Source organism: Mycobacterium alsense (genome assembly GCF_002086635.1).
In the GTDB taxonomy this organism is placed as follows: domain Bacteria; phylum Actinomycetota; class Actinomycetes; order Mycobacteriales; family Mycobacteriaceae; genus Mycobacterium; species Mycobacterium alsense.
This window is the reverse complement of record NZ_MVHD01000099.1, coordinates 1-6,408: the sequence shown is the minus strand read 5'-3', so window position 1 is coordinate 6,408 and position 6,408 is coordinate 1. Positions and strand designations below refer to the sequence as shown.

The 6,408-nt window shown below is 70.4% G+C and carries 1 protein-coding gene; it reads left to right on the top strand.

Annotated features, from left to right (window positions below; translation table 11 throughout):
- On the top strand, positions 1–6,408 hold a 6,408-nt coding region (locus BST11_RS26385; protein ID WP_142276598.1), incomplete at both ends, for an amino acid adenylation domain-containing protein.

The window sequence follows — 6,408 nt, the reverse complement described above, 5'->3', positions numbered from 1 at the left end:
TTGGGGCGGTTGGTGGGGTCGGGCTCGATTGCGGGGGTGTTTGCTGGGCAGGTGGCGTGTGCGCCGGGTGCGGTGGCGGTGTCGGGTGGGGGTCGGTCGCTGACGTATGGGGAGCTCGACGGGGCTTCGGATGGGTTGGCGCGGGTGTTGGCCGGTCATGGGGTGGGTCCGGGTGCGCGGGTGGCGTTGTTGTTGCCGCGGTCGGTGGAGGCGGTCGTGGCGATGGTGGCGGTGGTTAAGACCGGGGCGGCGTATGTGCCGATTGATCCGGCGGTGCCTGAGGCGCGGATGCAGTTTGTGTTGGGGGATGCGGCGCCGAGTGCGGTGGTGACGACGGCGGGGTTGCGTTCGCGGTTGGCTGGGCGTGATGTGGTGGTTGTGGATGTCGACGCTGCGGCTGTCGATGTTGTTGGGGGGCGGGCGGTTTCGGGGTTGGTGGGGCCGGCGCCTGATGATGTTGCGTATGTGATTTACACCTCGGGTACGACGGGCACGCCGAAGGGGGTGGCGATTCCGCATCGCAATGTGGTGCGGTTGTTGCAGACCTTGGATGAGGATCTGGGGTTGGCGGGTCAGGTGTGGTCGCAGTGTCATTCGTTGGCGTTTGATTTTTCGGTGTGGGAGATTTGGGGCGCGCTGCTTTTTGGTGGTCGGGTGGTGGTGGTCCCCGATGCGGTGGTGCGTTCGCCGGAGGATTTGTACGGTGTGCTCGTCGATGAGCGGGTGACGATGTTGAGTCAGACTCCGTCGGCGTTTTATGCGTTGCAGGCCGTTGATGTGCTGTCGCCTGATGGTGGTGGGCGGTTGTCGTTGCGGGCTGTGGTGTTTGGTGGGGAAGCTCTTGAGCCGCAGCGTCTTTCGGGGTGGTTGGGTAATCATCCGCAGTCGCCGCGGTTGATCAATATGTATGGGATTACCGAGACGACGGTGCATGCGTCGTTCCGCGAGATTGTGGCTGCTGATGTGGAAAGCGCGGTCAGCCCGATCGGGGTGCCGTTGGCCCATCTTGGGTTTTTTGTGCTCGACGCCTGGTTGCGGCCGGTGCCGGTGGGTGTGGTGGGGGAGTTGTATGTGGCCGGTGCGGGGGTGGCCGATGGGTATGTGGGTCGGGCGGGGTTGTCGGCGACGCGGTTTGTGGCGTGTCCGTTCGGTGCGCCGGGGCAGCGGATGTATCGCACCGGTGATTTGGTGTGGTGGGGTGCCGATGGGCAGTTGCGGTATGTGGGGCGCGCCGATGAGCAGGTGAAGATCCGCGGGTATCGCATCGAGTTGGGTGAGGTGCAGGCCGCGCTGGCCGGGCTGGACGGGGTGGGCCAGGCGGTGGTGATCGCCCGCGAGGACCGTCCCGGTGACAAGCGGCTGGTGGGGTATGTGACCGGGACGGTGGATCCCGGCGAGGTGCGTGCGGCGCTGGGTGAGCGGTTGCCGTCCTACATGGTGCCCGCGGCGGTGGTGGTCATCGACGCGCTGCCGCTGACGGTCAACGGCAAACTCGACACCCGCGCCCTGCCCGCACCCGAATACCAAGACACCGACCACTACCGCGCCCCCACCAACGCGGTGGAGGAGATCCTGGCCGGCATCTTCGCCCGGGTGCTCGGCATCGAGCCGCCCCGGCTGGTCGGTGTCGACGAATCGTTCTTCGACCTGGGCGGGGATTCGCTGTCGGCGATGCGGCTGATCGCGGCGGTCAACACCGCCCTGGACGCCGGGCTTTCGGTGGGTACGTTGTTCGAGGCGCCCACGGTCGCCCAGTTGGCGCCGCGCATCGGGGCCGCCGAAGCCGGGCTCGAGCCGCTGCGGCCGGTCGAGCGGCCCGCGGTGGTGCCCCTGTCGTTCGCGCAGAGCCGGTTGTGGTTCATCGACCAGTTCCAGGGCCCGTCACCGATCTACAACATGGCGGTCGCGATGCGGCTGAGCGGCCACCTCGACGCCGACGCGCTGGGCGCCGCTCTGTCCGACGTGGTCAACCGCCAGGAGACGCTGCGCACGCTGTTCGTCGCCCACGAGGGCGTTCCGTGCCAGCTGGTGGTGCCCGCCGAGCATGCCGATTTCGGCTGGGCCGTCGTGGACGCCGGCGGATGGCCGGAAAGCCAGCTGCGCGAGGCGATCGACGACGTCGCGAGTCACCCATTCGACCTGGCAAACGAAATCCCCATGCGGGCAAGGCTTTTCCGCCTCGCCGACGACGAGCACGTGCTCGTGTCGGTGGTGCACCACATCGCCGCCGACGGGTCGTCGATCACCCCGCTGGTGAACGACCTCGGGGTGGCCTACGCCAGCCGCTGCCGGGGGCAGGCCCCCGACTGGGAGCCGTTGGCCGTGCACTACGTCGATTACACGCTGTGGCAGCGAGCGCAACTGGGGGACCTCAGCGACGACGACAGCCGCATCGCCGCGCAGGTGGCCTACTGGGAGCAGGCTCTCGCCGGGATGCCCGAGCACCTGCAGCTGCCCACCGATCGGCCCTACCCGCCGGTGGCCGACTACCGCGGCGCCAGCGTGTGGGTCGAGTGGCCGGTCGAGCTGCAACAGCAGGTCGCCCGCGTGGCCCGCGAACACAACGCGACCAGCTTCATGGTGGTGCAGGCCGCCCTGGCGGTGTTGCTGTCGAAGCTGAGCGCCAGCAGCGAAGTGGCGGTCGGCTTCCCGATCGCCGGGCGCGGCGACCCCGCCTTGGACCAGTTGGTCGGCTTTTTCGTCAACACGCTGGTGTTGCGCGTGGACCTGGCCGGTGATCCCAGCGTCGCCGACGTGTTGGCGCAGGTGCGGGCGCGCAGCCTGGCCGCCTACGAGCACCAGGACGTGCCCTTCGAGGTGCTGGTGGAACGGCTCAACCCGACCCGCAGCCTGACCCATCACCCGCTGGTGCAGGTGATGTTGGGCTGGCAGAACTGGCAGGCCGACGGTGCCGACGAGCCCGCCGTGGGGTCGGCCCTGGGCGACCTGCAGGTCACCCCGCTGACCTTGGACACCCGCACCGCCCGCATGGACTTGTCGTTCTCGCTGGCCGAACGGTGGAGCGAGAGCGGCGAGCCCGCGGGCATCTGGGGCGGAGTCGAATTCCGCACCGACGTGTTCGACGCCGCCGGCATCGAAACGCTGATCGAGCGCTTCAGGCGGGTGCTGGCGGCCATGACCAGCGACGCGCGCCGCCGGCTGTCGTCGATCGAGGTGCTCGACGCGGCCGAGCGCGCCCGGCTGGACGAGGTCGGCAACCGGGCGCTACTGACGCGGTCCGCGCCGGTCGCGGCGTCGATACCCGAGCTGTTCGCCGCGCAGGTGGCCCGCGCACCGGAGGCGGTGGCGGTCACCTCCGAGGGCCGGTCACTGACCTACCGGGAACTCGACGAGGCGGCCAATCGGTTGGCGCACTTGCTGTCTGGGTATTCGGTCGGCCCGGGCGCGCGGGTGGCGTTGCTCTTGGAGCGCTCGGCGGGGGCCGTCGTGGCCATGCTGGCGGTGCTGAAAACCGGGGCGGCGTACCTGGCGATCGACCCCGCGCTGCCGGCGGTGCGGATGCGGTTCATGCTCGACGACGCCGCGCCCGTCGCCGCGGTCACGTCGGCCGGGCTGGCCGAGCGGCTGGAGGGATGCGGCCTGGCCGTCATCGACGTCGGTGACCCCGCCATCGAGCGCCAGCCCAGTACGCCGCTGCCGGCGCCGTCTCCCGACGACATCGCCTACCTCATCTACACCTCGGGAACCACCGGAACCCCCAAGGGTGTGGCCATCGCCCACCACAACCTGGTCCACCTCGCCGAGTCGACGCCCGCAAGCCTCCCGGCGGCGCAGGTGTGGACGCAGTGCCACTCGTATGCGTTCGACTTCTCGGTGTGGGAGATCTGGGCCGCCCTGCTGGGCGGCGGGCGGCTGGTGGTGGTGCCCGATTGTGTGGTCGGTTCACCGACCGACTTCCACGACCTGCTGGTCCGCGAACGGGTCAACGTGCTGACCCAAACCCCGTCGGCGGTGACCGCCCTCGACCCGGACGGGCTGGAGTCGGTGGCGCTACTACTCGGCGGGGAGGCCTGCCCGGCCGAGGTGGTGGACCAGTGGGCGCCCGGGCGGGTCGTGATCAACGCCTACGGGCCCACCGAGGCCACGGTGTACGCGTCGATGAGCGCGCCTTTGCAGGCCGACTCCGTCGGGGCGGGCACGGCACCGATCGGAGCGCCGGTACCGACGACCGCGCTGTTCGTCCTCGACGAGTCGTTGCGGCCGGTGCCCGCGGGCGTGGTCGGCGAGCTCTACGTGGCCGGCCGTGGCGTGGGCGTCGGGTATCTCGGCCGGGCCGGCCTGACCGCCTCGCGTTTTGTGGCCTCACCGTTCGGTGGGCCCGGGACGCGCCTGTATCGCACCGGGGACCTGGTGCGCTGGCGCCCCGACGGGCAGCTGCAGTATCTCGGGCGCGCCGACGAGCAGGTCAAGATCCGCGGCTACCGCATCGAACCCGGCGAAGTCCAGGCCGTGCTGGCCGGGCTGGACGGGGTGGACCAGGCGGTGGTCATCGCCCGCGAGGACCGCCCCGGTGACAAGCGCCTGGTCGGCTACGTCACCGGGACCGCCGAGCCGGGCAAGCTGCGCGCCGCCCTGGCCGAGCGGCTGCCCCCCTACATGGTTCCGGCCGCCGTCGTGGCGCTGGACGCAGTGCCGTTGACGGTCGGCGGCAAGCTCGACAGGCGGGCGCTGCCGGTGCCGGAGTACCAGGACAGCGCAACTTACCGCCCGCCGGCCACCCTCACCGAGGAGATCCTCGCCGGCATCTACGCCCAGGTGCTGGGCGTGCCGCGCGTCGGGGTGGACGACTCGTTCTTCGACCTGGGCGGCGATTCGCTGTCGGCGATGCGCCTGATCGCCGCCGTCAACACCGCCCTGGATGCCGGCCTCTCGGTGCGTGCGGTGTTCGAGGCGCCCACCGTTGCGCAGCTGGCGCCCCGTGTCGGCGGGGACGAGGACCGCCTGCAGCCGCTGGCGGCGAGTGAGCGGCCCGCGGTGGTCCCGCTGTCGTTCGCCCAGAGCCGGCTGTGGTTCATCGACCAGTTCCAGGGGCCCTCGCCGATTTACAACCTGCCGGTGGCGTTGCGGCTGCGCGGGCGCCTGGATGCCGACGCGCTGGGTGCCGCGCTGGCCGACGTGGTTGCCCGCCAGGAAAGCCTGCGCACCCTGTTCCCGGCGATCGAGGGCGTACCGCGCCAGCTCGTGGTGCCCGCCGAGCGGGCCGACTTCGGTTGGGCGGTGGTGGATGCCACCGGATGGTCGGAGGCACAGCTGAGCCGGGCCATCGACGAGGTGGTCAGCTTCCCGTTCGACCTGGCCAACGAAATCCCCATGCGGGCAAAGCTTTTCCGCGTCGCCGACGATGACTACGTGTACGTGTCCGTCGTGCACCATATCGCCGCCGACGGCTGGTCGATCACCCCGCTGGTGAACGACCTGGGGGCGGCGTACGTCAGCCGCTGCGGGGGGCAGGCCCCCGGCTGGGCCGACCTGGCCGTGCAGTACGTCGATTACACGTTGTGGCAGCGCGCGCAGCTCGGGGATCTCGGCGACAGCGACAGCCGCATCGCCGCGCAGCTGGCCTACTGGGAGGACGCCCTGGCGGGCATGCCCGAGCACCTGCAGCTGCCCACCGATCGGCCCTACCCGCCGGTGGCCGACTACCGCGGCGCCACCCTGGCGGTGGAGTGGCCGGCCGAGCTGCAGCAGCGCGTCAACCAGGTGGCCCGCGAGCACAACGCGACCAGCTTCATGGTGGTGCAGGCCGCCCTGGCGGTGTTGCTGTCGAAGCTCAGCGCCAGCCCCGAGGTGGCCGTCGGGTTCCCGATCGCCGGCCGGCGTGACCCCGCGCTGGACGAGGTCGTCGGCTTCTTCGTCAACACCCTGGTGTTGCGGGTCGGCCTGGCCGGCGACCCGAGCTTCGCCGAGCTGCTGGCGCAGGTGCGCCGGCGCAGCCTGGCCGCCTACGAGCACCAGGACGTGCCCTTCGAGGTGCTGGTGGAGCGGCTCAACCCGACCCGCAGCCTGACCCACCACCCGCTGGTTCAGGTGATGTTGGCTTGGCAGAACTTCGCGTGGCAGGACACCGACGCCGCCGGGCTGGCCCTGGGCGATCTCCAGGTCACGCCGCTGCCGGTCGACACCCACACCGCCCGCATGGACCTGACGTTCAACCTGGCCGAGCGCTGGAGCGAATCCGGCGAGCCCGCCGGGATCGGCGGGCTGGTGGAATTCCGCACCGACGTGTTCGACGCGGCCAGCATCGAGGCGTTGGTGGGGCGGTTTGAGCGGGTGTTGGTGGCGATGGCGGCCGATGCGGGGCGGCGGTTGTCGTCGGTGGATGTGTTGGGTGAGGTTGAGCGTGCTCGGTTGGAGGGGTGGGGTAATCGGGCGGTGTTGGGGCGGTTG